Source organism: Planococcus halotolerans, assembly GCF_003289955.1.
Taxonomy (GTDB): Bacteria; Bacillota; Bacilli; order Bacillales_A; family Planococcaceae; genus Planococcus; species Planococcus halotolerans.
In genome coordinates this window covers 1-15,293 of sequence record NZ_QLZR01000013.1, presented here as the reverse complement: position 1 = coordinate 15,293, position 15,293 = coordinate 1, and the positions used below count along the sequence as shown (strand labels likewise).

Annotated in this window: 14 protein-coding genes, 1 tRNA gene, 1 rRNA gene, 1 other RNA gene and 1 other annotated feature; of the genes, 14 read left to right on the top strand and 3 right to left on the bottom strand. The window is 45.5% G+C overall.

Going from position 1 to position 15,293, the window contains the following annotated elements:
• The first annotated feature begins 226 nt into the window (after nucleotides 1-226).
• The 4 genes from rrf to DP120_RS18150 all read left to right on the top strand — a co-directional run bounded on the left by rrf (nucleotide 227) and on the right by DP120_RS18150 (nucleotide 4,028).
• A 5S ribosomal RNA gene (gene rrf / locus DP120_RS18165) occupies nucleotides 227-342 on the top strand.
• Nucleotides 343-508: 166 nt separating this feature from the next.
• Nucleotides 509-985, top strand: coding sequence for a glutathione peroxidase (locus DP120_RS18160; protein WP_112225087.1), 477 nt, complete (start codon nucleotides 509-511; stop codon nucleotides 983-985).
• A 102-nt stretch (nucleotides 986-1,087) separates the two neighbouring features.
• On the top strand, nucleotides 1,088-2,551 hold the full coding sequence (gene guaB, locus DP120_RS18155) for an IMP dehydrogenase (RefSeq protein ID WP_112225085.1): 1,464 nt from the start codon (nucleotides 1,088-1,090) through the stop codon (nucleotides 2,549-2,551).
• Between the two features lie 136 nt (nucleotides 2,552-2,687).
• Complete coding sequence (locus DP120_RS18150) at nucleotides 2,688-4,028, top strand: serine hydrolase (protein WP_112225083.1); 1,341 nt, start codon at nucleotides 2,688-2,690, stop codon at nucleotides 4,026-4,028.
• Between the two features lie 16 nt (nucleotides 4,029-4,044).
• On the opposite strand, the gene pdxR is transcribed toward DP120_RS18150, so the two are convergent.
• Complete coding sequence (gene pdxR / locus DP120_RS18145; RefSeq protein WP_112225081.1) at nucleotides 4,045-5,463, bottom strand: MocR-like pyridoxine biosynthesis transcription factor PdxR; 1,419 nt, start codon at nucleotides 5,461-5,463, stop codon at nucleotides 4,045-4,047.
• A 160-nt stretch (nucleotides 5,464-5,623) separates the two neighbouring features.
• Nucleotides 5,624-5,833: a binding site (T-box leader), on the top strand.
• Nucleotides 5,834-5,900: 67 nt separating this feature from the next.
• On the opposite strand from pdxR, the gene serS reads away from it, so the two are divergent.
• Entirely contained in the window at nucleotides 5,901-7,175 is a 1,275-nt protein-coding gene (gene serS, locus DP120_RS18140; protein WP_112225080.1) for a serine--tRNA ligase, read from the top strand.
• 123 nt (nucleotides 7,176-7,298) lie between these two features.
• On the top strand, nucleotides 7,299-8,177 hold the full coding sequence (locus DP120_RS18135) for an alpha/beta fold hydrolase (protein ID WP_112225078.1): 879 nt from the start codon (nucleotides 7,299-7,301) through the stop codon (nucleotides 8,175-8,177).
• Here the strand turns inward: DP120_RS18135 and tadA are convergent.
• Nucleotides 8,172-8,657: a tRNA adenosine(34) deaminase TadA gene (gene tadA, locus DP120_RS18130; protein WP_112225076.1), complete on the bottom strand. Its 486-nt coding sequence runs from the start codon at nucleotides 8,655-8,657 to the stop codon at nucleotides 8,172-8,174. The genes DP120_RS18135 and tadA overlap by 6 nt on opposite strands.
• 132 nt (nucleotides 8,658-8,789) lie before the next feature.
• Here tadA and DP120_RS18125 point away from each other — a divergent pair, with 132 nt between their 5' ends.
• The 3 genes from DP120_RS18125 (at nucleotide 8,790) to DP120_RS18115 (ending at nucleotide 11,075) form a co-directional block, all read left to right on the top strand.
• Entirely contained in the window at nucleotides 8,790-9,677 is an 888-nt protein-coding gene (locus tag DP120_RS18125; protein ID WP_112225074.1) for a YitT family protein, read from the top strand.
• Between the two features lie 94 nt (nucleotides 9,678-9,771).
• Nucleotides 9,772-10,410, top strand: coding sequence for a deoxynucleoside kinase (locus DP120_RS18120; RefSeq protein ID WP_112225072.1), 639 nt, complete (start codon nucleotides 9,772-9,774; stop codon nucleotides 10,408-10,410).
• Nucleotides 10,407-11,075 (top strand): deoxynucleoside kinase, encoded by a 669-nt coding sequence (locus DP120_RS18115; protein WP_112225070.1) that lies wholly within the window; start codon nucleotides 10,407-10,409, stop codon nucleotides 11,073-11,075. Before DP120_RS18120 ends, DP120_RS18115 begins: the two co-directional genes overlap by 4 nt.
• A 349-nt stretch (nucleotides 11,076-11,424) precedes the next feature.
• On the opposite strand, the gene DP120_RS18110 is transcribed toward DP120_RS18115, so the two are convergent.
• A tRNA-Ser gene (locus DP120_RS18110) sits at nucleotides 11,425-11,517 on the bottom strand.
• A gap of 182 nt (nucleotides 11,518-11,699) precedes the next feature.
• On the opposite strand from DP120_RS18110, the gene ffs reads away from it, so the two are divergent.
• From ffs to DP120_RS18085, 5 genes are all read left to right on the top strand, one after another.
• Nucleotides 11,700-11,965, top strand: an RNA gene (gene ffs, locus DP120_RS18105) — signal recognition particle sRNA large type.
• A 164-nt stretch (nucleotides 11,966-12,129) separates the two neighbouring features.
• Nucleotides 12,130-13,866: a DNA polymerase III subunit gamma/tau gene (gene dnaX, locus DP120_RS18100; RefSeq protein WP_112225068.1), complete on the top strand. Its 1,737-nt coding sequence runs from the start codon at nucleotides 12,130-12,132 to the stop codon at nucleotides 13,864-13,866.
• Nucleotides 13,867-13,894: 28 nt separating this feature from the next.
• Nucleotides 13,895-14,212, top strand: a complete 318-nt coding sequence (locus tag DP120_RS18095) for a YbaB/EbfC family nucleoid-associated protein (protein ID WP_112225066.1) — start codon at nucleotides 13,895-13,897, stop codon at nucleotides 14,210-14,212.
• A 15-nt stretch (nucleotides 14,213-14,227) separates the two neighbouring features.
• Nucleotides 14,228-14,824, top strand: a complete 597-nt coding sequence (gene recR, locus DP120_RS18090; protein ID WP_084242151.1) for a recombination mediator RecR — start codon at nucleotides 14,228-14,230, stop codon at nucleotides 14,822-14,824.
• Nucleotides 14,825-14,840: 16 nt separating this feature from the next.
• Nucleotides 14,841-15,056, top strand: a complete 216-nt coding sequence (locus DP120_RS18085; protein WP_112225064.1) for a YaaL family protein — start codon at nucleotides 14,841-14,843, stop codon at nucleotides 15,054-15,056.
• Nucleotides 15,057-15,293: the final 237 nt, after the last annotated feature.

Here is a 15,293-nt window from a genome sequence, read left to right as displayed (position 1 = left end):
GAGGTAGATAGGTTCGAGGTGGAAGCGTGGCGACACGTGCAGCTGACGAATACTAATCGATCGAGGACTTAACCAATACTTTTATGAATTGCTTTGCATCAAAAATGTTTCACCGTCGTTTATCCAGTTTTGAAAGAATAAAAAAGCGAGAAGCTGCTAAAAAAGGGCTTGTAAAACTCGCCAGAGTTGATATAATAAAACTTGTCTTTCAGAAATAACCACATAGTCCAGTGACGATGGCAAAGAGGCCACACCCGTTCCCATCCCGAACACGGCAGTTAAGCTCTTTTGCGCCGATGGTAGTTGGGGGTCTCCCCCTGTGAGAGTAGGACGCCGCTGGGCACACAGAAGAAGGTCGTTACCGCGCAAGCGGTAGCGGCCTTTTTTGTTGTTCATTAAATTAAGAAATTTATAGAAGTGGTTTGGTAATTAATTCAGATAGATAGTTTATTGCTTGTTTCTCCATCAGTAGTTATATAATCTTAAATTAACTCAGGAGGTTGATAAAATGGTTTCAGTTTATGATTACAAAGTAAAAAATTTACAGGGAGAAATGGAATCACTCGAAAAGTTTAAAGGAAATGCGCTGGTAATAGTCAATACAGCAAGCAAATGTGGATTGACACCTCAATTTGAAGACCTTCAAAAACTCTATGAAAAGTATTCCAGTAAAGATTTTCAAATCCTTGGCTTTCCAAGTTCTCAATTCAATAATCAGGAATTTGAAAATCAGGAAGAAACGATGGAATTCTGCCAGATGAATTATGGAGTAACGTTTCCTATGTTTGCAAAAACAGATGTTAAAGGAGCAAACGCAGATCCCCTATTTACTTATCTGACTTCAAAGCATGAGGATATAGAGGCTGAAGAAATTGCATGGAACTTTGCGAAGTTTTTAATAGATAAAGAAGGGCATGTCATTAAAAGATATTCCCCTCAATCTTCGCCACTGGAAATCGAAGAAGATCTGAAGACTATTCTATAAGATTAGTCGGAATACTTTTTCTATTTTTGAATTCTTGACACCCTTCATGCCCACTGATAACCTTACAATAATATTTAATAGGAAGCGGGAGGCGTGTCGATAATGTGGGAATCGAAATTTGTAAAAGAGGGTCTGACTTTTGACGATGTATTGCTTGTTCCAGGACATTCGGAAGTATTGCCGAAAGATATAGATTTATCAGTGGAGTTAACTCCAGAACTGAAATTGAACATCCCTATTATCAGTGCTGGGATGGATACTGTGACTGAAGCAAAAATGGCGATCTCCATGGCGCGCCAAGGCGGCCTCGGTGTTATTCATAAAAACATGAGCATTGAAGAGCAAGCAGAACAGGTAACTACAGTTAAACGTTCGGAAAATGGCGTTATTACAGATCCTTTCTTTTTGACTCCAGAGCACCAAGTGTATGATGCAGAGCATTTGATGGGAAAATATCGTATTTCAGGTGTGCCGATTGTAAATAACGAAGAAGAATTGAAGTTGGTTGGCATCATTACAAACCGCGATCTCCGCTTTATTCAGGATTATTCATTGAAAATCAATGATGTCATGACGAAAGAGAAACTGGTTACAGCTCCAGTCGGCACTACATTGGAAGATGCAGAAAAAATTCTTCAGCAATACAAAATTGAAAAATTACCGATTGTTGATGATGTAGGAATGCTAAAAGGCTTAATCACAATTAAGGACATCGAGAAAGTCATTGAATTTCCGATTGCAGCAAAAGATTCCCATGGCCGCCTTCTTGCTGGCGCCGCAGTGGGTGTTACTTCCGATACGCTAAGACGAGTTGAGCAGCTTGTAAAAGCGCAAGTGGATGTTGTGGTTTTGGATACTGCACACGGCCATTCAAAAGGCGTTTTGGAAATGGTCAGCGAAATCCGCTCCCAATTCCCTGACCTGACAATCATAGCTGGAAACGTTGCAACAGCAGAAGGAACAAAAGCCTTGATTGAAGCTGGAGCAGACGTGGTTAAAGTTGGTATCGGCCCAGGATCAATCTGTACAACACGCGTCGTAGCCGGTGTGGGTGTCCCTCAGATTACAGCAGTTTATGATTGCGCAACAGAGGCTCGGAAACACGGAAAAGCGATTATTGCCGATGGCGGCATTAAATATTCCGGTGATATTATCAAAGCTCTTGCAGCTGGCGGACATGTTGTAATGCTCGGCAGCCTTCTTGCCGGAACGACGGAAAGCCCTGGAGAAACTGAAATCTTCCAAGGCCGCCGTTTTAAAACGTACCGGGGAATGGGGTCAATCGCTTCTATGGAAAAAGGATCGAAAGACCGTTATTTCCAGGATGAGGCGAAAAAGCTGGTACCAGAAGGAATCGAAGGAAGATTGCCTTATAAAGGGCCACTTACTGACACCATCCATCAATTGCTTGGCGGAATCCGTGCAGGAATGGGATATTGCGGAACGAAAGATTTGGAGACATTGCGCAATGAAGCCCAATTCATCCGTATGACCGGTGCTGGATTGCGCGAAAGCCATCCGCATGATGTTCAAATTACAAAAGAGTCACCAAACTACTCAATATAATAAAAGTTGAACCTTTTAGCACTCTTTTCCATCATTATCCGGTGGTAAAGAGTGCTTTTTGCATATTTTTATTTCAGGACATTAATAATATGATAGAATAGCATGGGGAAACAGATTAATGGAGGTATAGAGAGATTTGAAGAACGTTTTTAAGATGACAATGTTGCTTACTGTATTAGCTATGTTTATGACTTCTATCATCGTTCCGCAACAGGCAAGCGCGAACGAATCATTGAATATAATGGCAGACGCCGCTATTTTGGTGGATGCTGAAAGTGGAAAAATCCTATTTGAACAAAATGCTGACACGCCTCTTGGTGTCGCAAGTATGACGAAAATGATGACAGAATACCTTCTTTTTGAAGCAATCGAAGATGGGCGTATAACTTGGGATCAGCAGTACAGTGTAACTGATTTTACATATCAGGTTTCCCAAGACAGAGCACTCAGCAACGTGCCGCTTCGTGCTGACGGAACTTATTCCATCAAAGAATTATATGAAGCTTTGGCGATTTATTCAGCTAACGCTGCAACCATCGGCATCGCAGAAACTATTGCCGGAACCGAAGGTGAATTCGTTCGCCTGATGAATAAAAAAGCTGAAGAACTGGGGCTTGAAGATACAAAATTCGTAAACTCGACAGGCTTGAATAATGCCGATTTGAAAGGCATGCATCCGGACGGAACTGGAGAAACTGACGAAAACGTCATGACTGCACGTTCTGTAGCGAAATTAGCGAGAGCGTTGATGACAGATTATCCGGAAGTTCTTGAAACAACAAGCATTGCCAAAGCGGTTTTCCGCGATGGCACTGATGACAGAACAGAAATGCCGAACTGGAACTTCATGCTTCCAGGCTTGGTATACGAATATGAAGGTATGGATGGACTAAAAACAGGTACAACTGATTTTGCTGGACATTCTTTCACTGGCACAGCGAAACGCGAGGATGTCCGTTTGATTACTGTAGTAATGAAAGCCGTGGACAGTGAAGGCGTCGGTTCATATAAAGCCCGTTTTGATGCAACCCGCGCATTGATGGATTTCGGTTTTGGACAATTTACAAGACAGGAAATCATTCCTGCCGGTTACCAGTTTGAAGATCAGCAAGCTTTGCCGGTAGCCAAAGGTCAAGAAGATGAAGTTAAAATTGCTGTTAAAGAGCCAATTACGATGATGGTCCGTTCAAGCGAGAAAGATGCTTATGTTCCTGAATTGGTAATTGATGAATCTCTTCTTGATAATGGCAAACTGGAAGCATCGATTGAAAAAGACAAAGTGGTCGGAACCGTTAACCTGACTAAGGAATCGGGATCTGATTACGGCTATTTGGATGGTTCAGCGAGCGGCGCTGAAGTCATCACAACTGAAAGCGTTGAGCGCGCCAACTGGTTTTCCCTTTCCCTGCAGGCAGTTGGCAGCTTCTTCTCTACTATGTGGAATGGCGCTGTTGATTTTGTAAAAGGTCTATTCTAATAAAAAGCAGTTCATCTTATACGGATGAGCTGCTTTTTCTTTTGCTGATTTCCCAGCTTGCCATGAGTTGATGGATGCCTTCTTCTATTTGCTTTTCAGCCAATCCGCCAAAACCTATGACGATGCGGGGAGAAGGGCTTTCTGATTTACCGACATCATAGGAATGCAGGCCGAAAACCCGGATGCCAGCTGCTTTTGCACGTTCAATCAGCTGTTTCTCACTAAGTGACGTCTGTACGGTCAAAACGACATGCATCCCCGCTTGCTCTCCAGAAATTTTCACCGCTGGCGCGAATAAAGCCAATTCAGCTGTCAATTTTTCCAGTTTCTTTTTATACAGTTTGCGCATCCGGTTGAGATGTCTCGAAAAATGCCCTTTTTTCATGAATTGGGCCACTATCTGCTGATCCAGCCGTGGCACGGAAGACGAATAATGCAGAAAGGTTTTATTGTATTCAGTGAGCAAGGTCTTCGGCAATACCATATAGGCAATCCGGAGGGATGGCATCAGCGATTTTGAAAATGTGCTGATATAGATGACCCTGCCACTCAAATCCATGCTTTGCAAGGCGGGAATCGGCCGGCTGGTATAGCGGAATTCACTGTCATAATCATCTTCAATGATGTAACGTTCGGGCTTAGCGGTCGCCCAGTTCAATAATTGGGCGCGTCTTGTGGCACTTAAAACAGAGCCTGTCGGGAACTGGTGGGAAGGGGTGACGTACGCCACATCTACCGGTGAAGCTTCCAATTCTTCCATATTGATGCCATCTTCATCGATGCTGATCGGCAGTGACTTCCGGTCGTGGTGGCTGAAAATGCTGTGGGTGAGGGCGTACCCGGGATTTTCAAAGCCGAAAATCAAATTTTTGTTGAGCAGCCGGATTAATAACGGCATCAATTGCTCTGTCCCGGAACCGATGATGATCTGGTTTGGCTGGCAGACGACTCCCCGTGACTGGAACAGGTAGCGGGCGATTTCCTGCCGCAGTATGTCATCACCCTGGGGATGGCCGGATAACAGGAATTCCCCGTTCGATTCATCAAGAACTTCCTTGGCCAATTTGCGCCATGTGGAAAAGGGAAAGGATCCTGTATCGATTTGCGCCGGATTAAAATCAAATTGATAATTGATTTTTTCTGGAATTATCGGTTCCTCCTGCGGTAAATCAAGATAAGCGAGTTCCTCGACTGCTTGGGCATAATAGCCTTTACGAGGCCGGGATTCAATAAAACCTTCCGCTACAAGCTGACCGTAAGCCAGTTCCACGGTCGTTTGGCTGATATCCAGGAATTCAGCCAATTTCCGTTTGCTCGGCAACTTTGTATCTACAGAGATTTTGCCATCGATGATAGCCTGTTTTATTTCGATATAGAGTTGCTTGTAGATGGGGGTGGCGCTTTGTTTATTTAATTGGAACATGAGCATATCCATTCATATCTCTCCCAACTGGCATCTTTATTATGTGAATTTATGATTTATTCACAAGGTCAGTTTAAGTATAACGGAAAGGGAGAGTTTCGACAAAGTTGGATGGCGGCCGCGGCCTCTTGCCAAAAAGAAGAGATTATAGTAAAGTATGATTAATTTAAAAGAAGAAACGTTGATGGGAATTAGTAAAATGTCTGTTTTTCCAAAGAGAGCCGGTGGTTGGTGCGAACCGGTGAAAAACGCGTTTGAATCCACCCCGGAGTTGCATGGCGAAATAAGCCATTGCCGGTTTTAATGCCGTTATGTGATGTAGAGAATCGGTCTTTTTTGCCGGTTAATCAGGGTGGCAACGCGGGTAGCTCTCGTCCCTTTCACAGGGATGTGGGCTATTTTTGTTGTCTTTTTTCCATTTGCGCCAAAAACAAGAGGAGGAATTTATCATGTTGGATATCCGATTTGTACGGGAACATTTTGAAGAAGTGAAGAGCAAGCTTGCGAAGCGGGGGGAGGATATTTCCGTCCTGGAAGATTTCCAGCCGCTTGATGCCAAGCGACGGGAGTTGATTGCGCAGACAGAGAAATTGAAAGCCGAGCGCAACGAGGCTTCCCAGAATATCGCAGTCATGAAACGCAATAAAGAAAATGCCGATGAAGCTATCGCGAAAATGCGTGAAGTGGGCGACAAAATCAAGACGATTGACGATGAATTGCGGGAAGTTGAAGAGCGCCTGAACTATATCATGATGCGCGTGCCGAATATTCCGCACGACAGTGTTCCGCTTGGCGATTCTGAAGATGATAACGAAGAAGTCCGTACATGGGGCGACAAGCCGGAATTCGGCTACAAAGCGAAACCTCATTGGGATATTGCAACAGACTTGAACATCGTCGATTTTGAACGCGCAGCGAAAGTCACAGGCAGCCGTTTTGTTTTCTATCGCGGCCTTGGGGCACGCCTTGAACGCGCTTTGATCAATTTCATGATGGACCTTCACCAGGAAGAACATGATTACGAAGAAATGCTGCCGCCATATCTGGTCAACCGTGAAAGTTTGACGGGTACAGGGCAATTGCCGAAATTCGAGGAAGACGCTTTCCTGATCGAGAAAGAGGATTATTTCCTGATCCCGACTTCTGAGGTGCCGGTGACGAACTTTTACCGCGACGAAATCCTGACAGGCACCATGCTGCCGCAGGCATTTGCTTCTTACAGCGCAAATTTCCGCTCTGAAGCGGGTTCTGCCGGGCGCGACACACGCGGATTGATTCGTCAGCATCAATTCAATAAAGTCGAACTGGTGCGCTTTGTGAAGCCGGAAGAATCTTATGATGAGCTGGAGAAATTGACGGGCCACGCTGAGAAAGTGCTTCAATTATTGGGACTTCCATACCGCGTGCTGAAAATGTGTACAGCGGATCTTGGATTTACGGCAGCGAAGAAATACGATATCGAAGTGTGGATTCCAAGCCAGGAAATGTACCGTGAAATTTCTTCTTGCAGTAACTTCGAAGATTTCCAGGCAAGACGCGCCAATATCAAATTCCGCCGTGAGACAGGCGGCAAGCCGGAATTTGTTCATACATTGAACGGCAGTGGGTTGGCGATTGGCCGTACCGTTGCGGCTTTGCTCGAGAACTTCCAACAGGAAGACGGCTCTGTCCGCATTCCGGAAGTATTGCGTCCGTACATAGGCGGCAAAGAATTCATCAAATAAAACCGGAAAGCTCCGTAAGCATCGCGCTTATGGAGCTTTCTTTTTTTATATGCGGAAAAGACAGGGGTTCATTGATGGCAGAAAGGGTATGGGTAAGCAGGAGAATTGAAGGGAGTTTTTAATTTGGAGAATCTTTCTTTTCAATCGGTTGAAACGAATGGTGTAACGCTGCATACGGCAATGGCGGGTCCGGAAGATGGACCGCTGGTGATTCTGCTGCACGGCTTTCCGGAGTTCTGGTATGGCTGGAAGCATCAGATTAATGCTTTGGCGGGGCAGGGTTACCGCGTGATGGCACCAGATCAGCGGGGCTATAATTGGAGCAGCAAACCGCCGGGAGCAGAAAATTACACATTGAATGATTTGCGGGATGATATTGCGGGTCTGATTGAGCAGAGCGGGAAAGAAAAAGCGTTTGTGGTCGGACATGATTGGGGAGGCGCGGTTGCCTGGCAGCTGGCTGCAACCAAGCCTGAGCTGGTGGAAAAAATGATTGCTATTAATATCCCACATCCGCAGGCAATGCCGAAAGTGATGATGCGAAACCCTTTGCAATGGATAAGAAGCTCGTACATGCTGTATTTTCAGGTGCCCAAGCTGCCGGAAGCGATGATGGCAGCGGAAGATTTCAGTTTTATGAAGCAGGCCATGACAAATACCAGCCGGAAAAATGCGTTTTCTAAGGAAGACTTTGAGCAGTATGGGGAAGCATGGGCACAGCCTGGTGCTATGACCGGAATGTTGAATTGGTACCGGGCATTGCCAAAAGGCAGCTTCCGCCAGACGCCGAAGAGGAAGATCGATGTGCCCGTACGCATTCTGTGGGGAGTCGGCGATCAATCCCTGTCTAAGCAACTGGCGAAGGAAAGCTTGAATTTCTGCGTCGAAGCAGAGTTAGTACTGATCGGGCAGGCTACCCACTGGGTACATCATGAGCAGCCAGTGATTTTGAACCGGCTGATTATGGAATTTCTGGAAGCAGAAAAAACGGAAACTCTATAAGAGCTTCCGTTTTTTCTTTTTCTCCCGCAAGCCTCGAAAGAATTGTGTCAGCAGCCCTCCGCATTCGTCAGCCAATACATTTTCTTTTACAACGCATTGATGATTGAAACGGTCGTCGTTCAATAACCTGTAGAGTGAATCGACCGATCCCGCTTTCACGTCCCGGGCGCCGTAGACAACTCTCGGAATCCGTGATTGCAGAATGGCGCCTGCACACATCGGGCAAGGCTCTAACGTTACGTAAAGGATAGTGTTTTCCAGGCGCCAGCTTCCAAGTTCTTCACAGGCCTGCTGTATTGCCAGCAACTCCGCATGGGTGACGGCATTCTGCGTCGTTTCCCGCAGGTTATGTGCCCGTGCAATCACTTCCCCATCGCGGACGATGACGGCGCCGATAGGCACTTCTCCTTTGGCTGCTGCTTTATTCGCTTCTTCTATCGCCATTTTCATATAATGCTGGTCCAGTTCCAAGCCGTTCATCATGCATCTCTCCTTAAGCACAGTTTAGCATCTTTCTTCAAATTGAGGCAGTCAGTCTTTCAATCAAAGGGCGACAAATTGCAGAAGGAAGATTAAAATAAACAAAGAAGCAAATAGTAAGGGGAGCCTCTTATGAAAAAAAAGCAAAAAAAATTATATAAAAAAGAACATAAAAAAGAGACTATTCCCCATCTGTTAGGCCGTTACATAGCCATGCTGATCGGTGCAACGATGGCAGCGGCTTCCATTGAGCTAGTTTTAGTTCCTAATGCCATCATTGATGGCGGGATTATCGGTGTTTCATTGATTCTGGATTACTTGACCAATCTGCCTTTCGGGCTTTTGTTGGTCATCATTAACTTACCGTTCCTGTTTTTCGGCTATAAGCACATCGGACGGAATTTCTTTCTTTCCTCCATCTTTTCAATTGTGGCATTGGCAATTGTCGAAATCCCGATGCATAGACTCGAACCATTTGTCGATGATCCGCTGCTGGCCACAGTATTCGGTGGTTTATTGCTTGGAGCGGGTGTCGGGATTGTCATTCGAAACGGAGGGGCGCTCGACGGCACGGAGATTCTCGGCATCCTGCTCAGTAGAAAATTGCCTTTTTCTGTAGGGGAATTCGTCATGTTCGCCAATATTTTCATCTTCAGCTGGGCCGGATTCGTTCTTGGCTGGCAACAGGCGATGTATTCGATTCTGACTTATTACATCGCTTCCAAAACCATTGATGCGGTCATCCAAGGATTGAATGACACGAAGTCGGTTATCATCGTTTCGGATGAATTTGAGGAACTGGGATCGGCCATCAATGACCGTCTTGGAAGAACCGTTACGAAGCTTCATGGCAAGGGCGGTTATAACGAAAATGAGAAGGATGTCATCTATCTGGTTGTCACGAGGCTCGAGATTACAAAATTGAAACAGGTCGTCCACGACATTGACCCGAAGGCGTTCCTGACCATCATGAGCACACAGGAAGTTCACGGCGGAACATTCAAAGCACCCATCCATTAATTTGGCGGGTGCTTTTTGCCACTACTTTTCAAGTGATGTCTATGGTAAAATTAAGGTCAACGAACGTACATGAAAAGAAAAAGGGGGGCTTCGGATGCCGGTGCCATTTATCACGGTAGAAGGGCCGATTGGCGTAGGGAAAACATCGTTGAGTAAAGCGATTGCTGATCAGAATCAATTCAAATTATTAAAAGAAATCGTGGATGAAAATCCGTTTTTAAATAAGTTCTATGAAGACATCGAAGAATGGAGCTTCCAGACGGAAATGTTCTTCCTATGCAATCGCTATAAGCAATTGACCGATATACAGAAGAAGTTCATCTCGAAACAGGAATCGGTCGTAGCCGACTACCATATCTTTAAAAACCTCATCTTCGCCAAGCGCACTTTGCCGCCTGAGGAATATGCAAAATACGAGGAAATCTACAAAATCCTGACAGCGGATATGCCGAAGCCGAATATGGTCATTTACCTGCACGCCAGCCTTGATACCCTGATGAAACGCATCAAACTCCGCGGCCGTGAATTCGAAACGATGATCACAGCCGATTATATGGAACAGCTCGCTGCCGATTACCATGAGTTCATCGAGCATTTTGAACGCACGCATCCTGAAATCCCTGTGCTCCGCTTTAACGGAGATGAAATAGATTTTGTCCAGAACGAAGCTGATCTGCAGCTGATCCTATCCAAAGTAGATGAGACGCTACAACAAAGGAGTTTAACGATATGAATTTACGTGAAAAATATGGTATTCCGGCAAATGCGGTCATCACGATTGCAGGAACAGTCGGCGTCGGCAAATCGACAATGACAAAGGCTTTGGCAGACGCGCTTCAATTCCGCACTTCTTTCGAGAAAGTGGATTCGAACCCTTACCTGGATCTATTCTATGATGATTTTGAAAAATGGAGCTTCCATTTGCAGATTTATTTCCTGGCTGAACGCTTTAAGGAGCAAAAGCGCATGTTCGAATATGGCGGCGGCTTTATCCAGGACCGTTCAATCTACGAAGATACCGGCATTTTCGCTAAGATGCATTGGGAAAAAGGCACAATGAACAACGTGGATTACGAGACTTACACCAATCTCTTTGAAGCCATGGTGATGACGCCTTATTTCCCGCACCCGGATTTATTGATTTACCTCGAAGGTTCGATTGATGATATCATCGGGCGCATCCAGGAACGCGGCCGCCAGATGGAACAGCAGACACCAATCGACTATTGGATTGAAATGCATCAGCGCTATGAAAACTGGATCAACACATTCAACGGTTGTCCGGTACTACGCCTGAACATCAACGATTACGATTTGTTGAACGACCCTGAATGTTCGGAGCAGATTGTTGAACGCATCGGCAACTTCATGCAGCAGGCTTTAGTGCTGCGCAAATAAAATAAAAACAGTGGGCGGATTGTATAATCGCTCACTGTTTTTTATTGTCCGGGTGCGGTCGCTTTTCTGGTGTCCAGACTCCAACGGTCCAGCTCTTCTGGTCATAAGTCAAACCAGCTGCGTGGCATAGAGCGCCACTACGCTGGTCCGCCTTATGCCTGTCAGAGCTTAACGGGCGCTGTCGCTTTTCTATATTTCCCGGGAAATATAAAAGAGGCTCTCCGTCAGGAAAGCCTCATAAAAGTAATATTTAATCGAATCGAAATTTTCAGTCACATATGGGTTAAAAAAATTCGCTACTTTCGTAACGAATCCAATCTCGAATTTATATGCGCGTAAATTCAAAAAATGGAGGAGGAAGAGGGATTCGAACCCCCGCGGGATTTGACTCCCCTGTCGGTTTTCAAGACCGATCCCTTCAGCCAAACTTGGGTATTCCTCCGTATCAGACAAGAATTAATTTAACATGGATCAATAAATACTGTCAACACTTTCGTGTGATTTTTTTCTGGTTTCTTTATTTTAGTCAAAAAGAGCTGGTTTACTGCCTTTTCTTAAAACAATTTCAACGGATACAGCCTTACGGATTGATTTTTTCGTGGAAAATTCGTATACTAGTAAATGCCGTGCTAGGTGGGAAGATAGCGGTGTCCTGTAACCTGCAATCCGCTTTAGCAGGACTGAATTCCTTTCCGAGGCTGTTTGCATGTAAGGTCTGCCTCATGCACGTAGTGTTGACATCTGGGTCCTGCGCAATGGGAACCCATGAACCATGTCAGGTCCGGAAGGAAGCAGCATTAAGTGGAACTTCTCATGTGCCGCGGGATCGCCTAGATCGAGCCAGCGACATGGGTAACGCTTATGTGCAGCAGTCGAAGAAAGGTGCACGGCATTAAATTTATAATATGAACCTGTCCGCTTTATGCGGGCAGGTTTTTTGTTTCTTTTTTCATTTTTTTGCAAGTGAAAGCCGCCCGAAAACCTTAAGAGAAAAGGCGGGTTTATGGTATAATGGAAGGACGAAAAACATATTTTCTAAAAGGAGAGAAAACCGTTGGCGTATCAAGCTTTTTACCGTGTATACAGACCCCAGTCCTTTTCTGAAATGACCGGTCAGGTGCATGTCAAACAAACCCTTCAAAATGCTCTCCTTTACAATAAGACGACACACGCTTATCTGTTTTCCGGTCCCCGGGGTACAGGGAAGACAAGTGCGGCGAAGATTTTTGCCAAAGCGCTGAACTGTGAAAGGGCACCGGTTTCCGAACCTTGCAATGAATGTTCTTCCTGTTTGAGCATTATGGAAGGATCCAATACCGATGTCATCGAATTTGATGCGGCCTCCAATTCACGGGTTGAGGAAATGCGTGAAATCATTGAAAAGGTCCGTTTTTCACCTGCGAATTCGCGGTTTAAGATTTACATCATCGATGAAGTCCATATGTTATCGAACAGTGCGTTCAATGCACTCTTGAAGACGTTGGAAGAACCGCCGGAACACGTCGTCTTCATCCTGGCGACCACCGAACCCCATAAATTGCCGTTGACGATCATTTCCCGGTGTCAGCGTTTTGACTTTAAATCGCATACACAAGCGGATATCGTCCTTCGTATGGTGGAAGTTCTTAACGATGCAAACATTCCATACAATGAACAAGTGCTGAAAATCATTGCGCAGGCAGCAGCAGGCGGAATGCGGGACGCCCTCAGTCTCCTTGACCAGGTTGTGTCATTCAGCGGAGACGAAATGACCATCGAAGATGCGTTGCTGGTGACGGGATCAATCAGCCAGGATATGTTTTATTCAATCGCTGATGCGTTATTGGCAAAAGACATTGGCCAGGCTTTGACTTTATTGGAGCAATTGGTGCGCGACGGCAAAGATCCGGTACGGCTCGTAGAAGACTTCATCACGTTCTTCCGTGATTTGCTTCTCATCCAGACAGCGCCGGATCTGCACGATATGCTGGAACTTGCCAGCCATGAACCCCGTTTTGAGGAATTGGCAAAACGATTTGAACCGGCGACGCTTTATCTTTGGATCGACATCATGACCAAGACCCAGCAGGAAATGCGGTTCTCCAATCACACCAAGATCTATATGGAAACAGCGTTGCTGAAAATGGTGCAGGCGGAAACACCGGTACTGGCAACGACATCGGGAGCCGCTTCTCCTGAACTCGAAGCGAAAGTGTCGACGCTTGAACAGCTTGTCCGCGAATTGCAGCAGCAGCTGAAAAATGGCGGCGGCGGATCAGCGGCGCCAGCTCCTGCTGAACAGAAAAAACGGCAGCGTGTGCAAAGCGGCTTTAAAATCCCGACAGGCCGTATACAGGACGTGCTGAAAAACGCCACAAAACCGGATATTCAGGCCATCAAGACGAATTGGGCTACGGTAATGGGGCAGCTTCAGAAATCGCACTCCGCTTTATTGAATGAAGCAGAGCCCGTAGCGGCATCAAGTGATGCATTTGTGTTAAAATTCAAGTATGATATTCATTGCCAGATGGCATCGGAAAACCAGACTTTCGCAACGGCATTCAGCCAGTTGCTGGAGCAGTATACAGGAAAAGCGTATACGCCGGTTTACGTTCCTGACGCAAGTTGGCTGAAAATCCGTGAAGATTTCATTAAAAGCAGCGGATTAAAAGCAGGCAATGAAGAAAAAGAGACGGACACTGAAGAAGAAAATCCGTTTTCCCAGGAAGGTGCTGCAGCGGAAGAAGATCCGTTCATCGCCGAAGCGGAACGGCTTTTTGGAAAAGATTTCGTCGAAGTTCATGAAGACTGACAAACAAACATATTAGGAGGAATAAATTATGCGCGGTGGAGGAAATATGCAAGGCATGATGAAACAAATGCAGAAAATGCAAAAACAAATGGCTGAGGCTCAGGAAGAGCTTGGCACAATGAAATTTGATGGAGCAGCTGGCGGCGGCATGGTCAAAGTCACTGTTTCAGGACATAAAGAAGTTTTGGATATTGTTTTGGATCCGTCAGTAGTAGACCCGGAAGATGTTGAAATGCTGCAGGACCTATTGGTTGTTGCAACAAACGAAGCGTTCAAGAAAGCGGACGATCACGCGAATTCCACAATGGGGAAATTCACGAAGGGCTTGAATATTCCAGGAATGTAGTAGGAGGCAATAATTATGCATTATCCGGAACCTATATCAAAATTAATGGAGAGTTTTATGAAATTGCCAGGGATTGGGCCGAAAACAGCGGCCCGTCTGGCATTTTTTGTGCTTGGAATGAAAGAAGATACAGTGCTTGATTTTGCGAAGGCCCTTGTCGATGCAAAACGGAACCTTAGTTTTTGCTCGGTGTGCGGCCATATCACGGACGTAGATCCCTGCCATATTTGCCAGGACCAAAAGCGTGATCGCACGACGATTTGTGTAGTGCAAGATCCGAAAGATGTAATCGCCATGGAGAAAATGCGTGACTACACCGGTTTATACCACGTGCTGCAAGGAGCAATCTCTCCTATGGAAGGGATTGGACCCGAAGACATCAATGTGCCGTCCTTGCTGAAGCGTTTACAGGATGAGCAAGTTGACGAGTTGATTCTGGCAACAAACCCGACCATTGAAGGCGAAGCGACAGCGATGTATATTTCTCGGTTGGTCAGACCTTCAGGAATCAAAACAACCCGGATTGCACATGGACTGCCAGTTGGCGGAGACCTTGAGTATGCGGATGAAGTAACCTTATCGAAAGCGCTCGAGGGCCGGCGCGAGTTATAATAGAGGAGATCGACGAATGCTGTTTTCAAGAAAAGGTAAGTTAAAAAAAGAGTTTGACGAGCAGTTGATCTCCCATTTCTTCGCCGCCAAGCAAGAGCTGCAAGTGGCCAAAGAAATGGAAGAAATGTCTGACGATTATGATTTGTATATAATTGCTAAACGAAAAATTGCCGAGAGTAAGCATTTGTTTCTGTTAAAGGAAGCAAGGCTGCGTGAAGTGAAAATCAAGTGAGGACAGAGGGTTTTATTCCTCGGTTTTCACTTTTCTTTTTTACTGCTTATATAGAAGGAAGATGAATTACTTTTTAAATATAATTTTATTTGGAAAATCTGTTGACAGTATTGCCGATATGCTTTAGTATTGTAGAAGTCGTCAAGAACGACAGCAAACATGAACCTTGAAAACTGAACAGCAAAACGTCAACGAAAGACGTCACGAGCGCCTGGGCGCGAGAACGGCTTTTGCGAT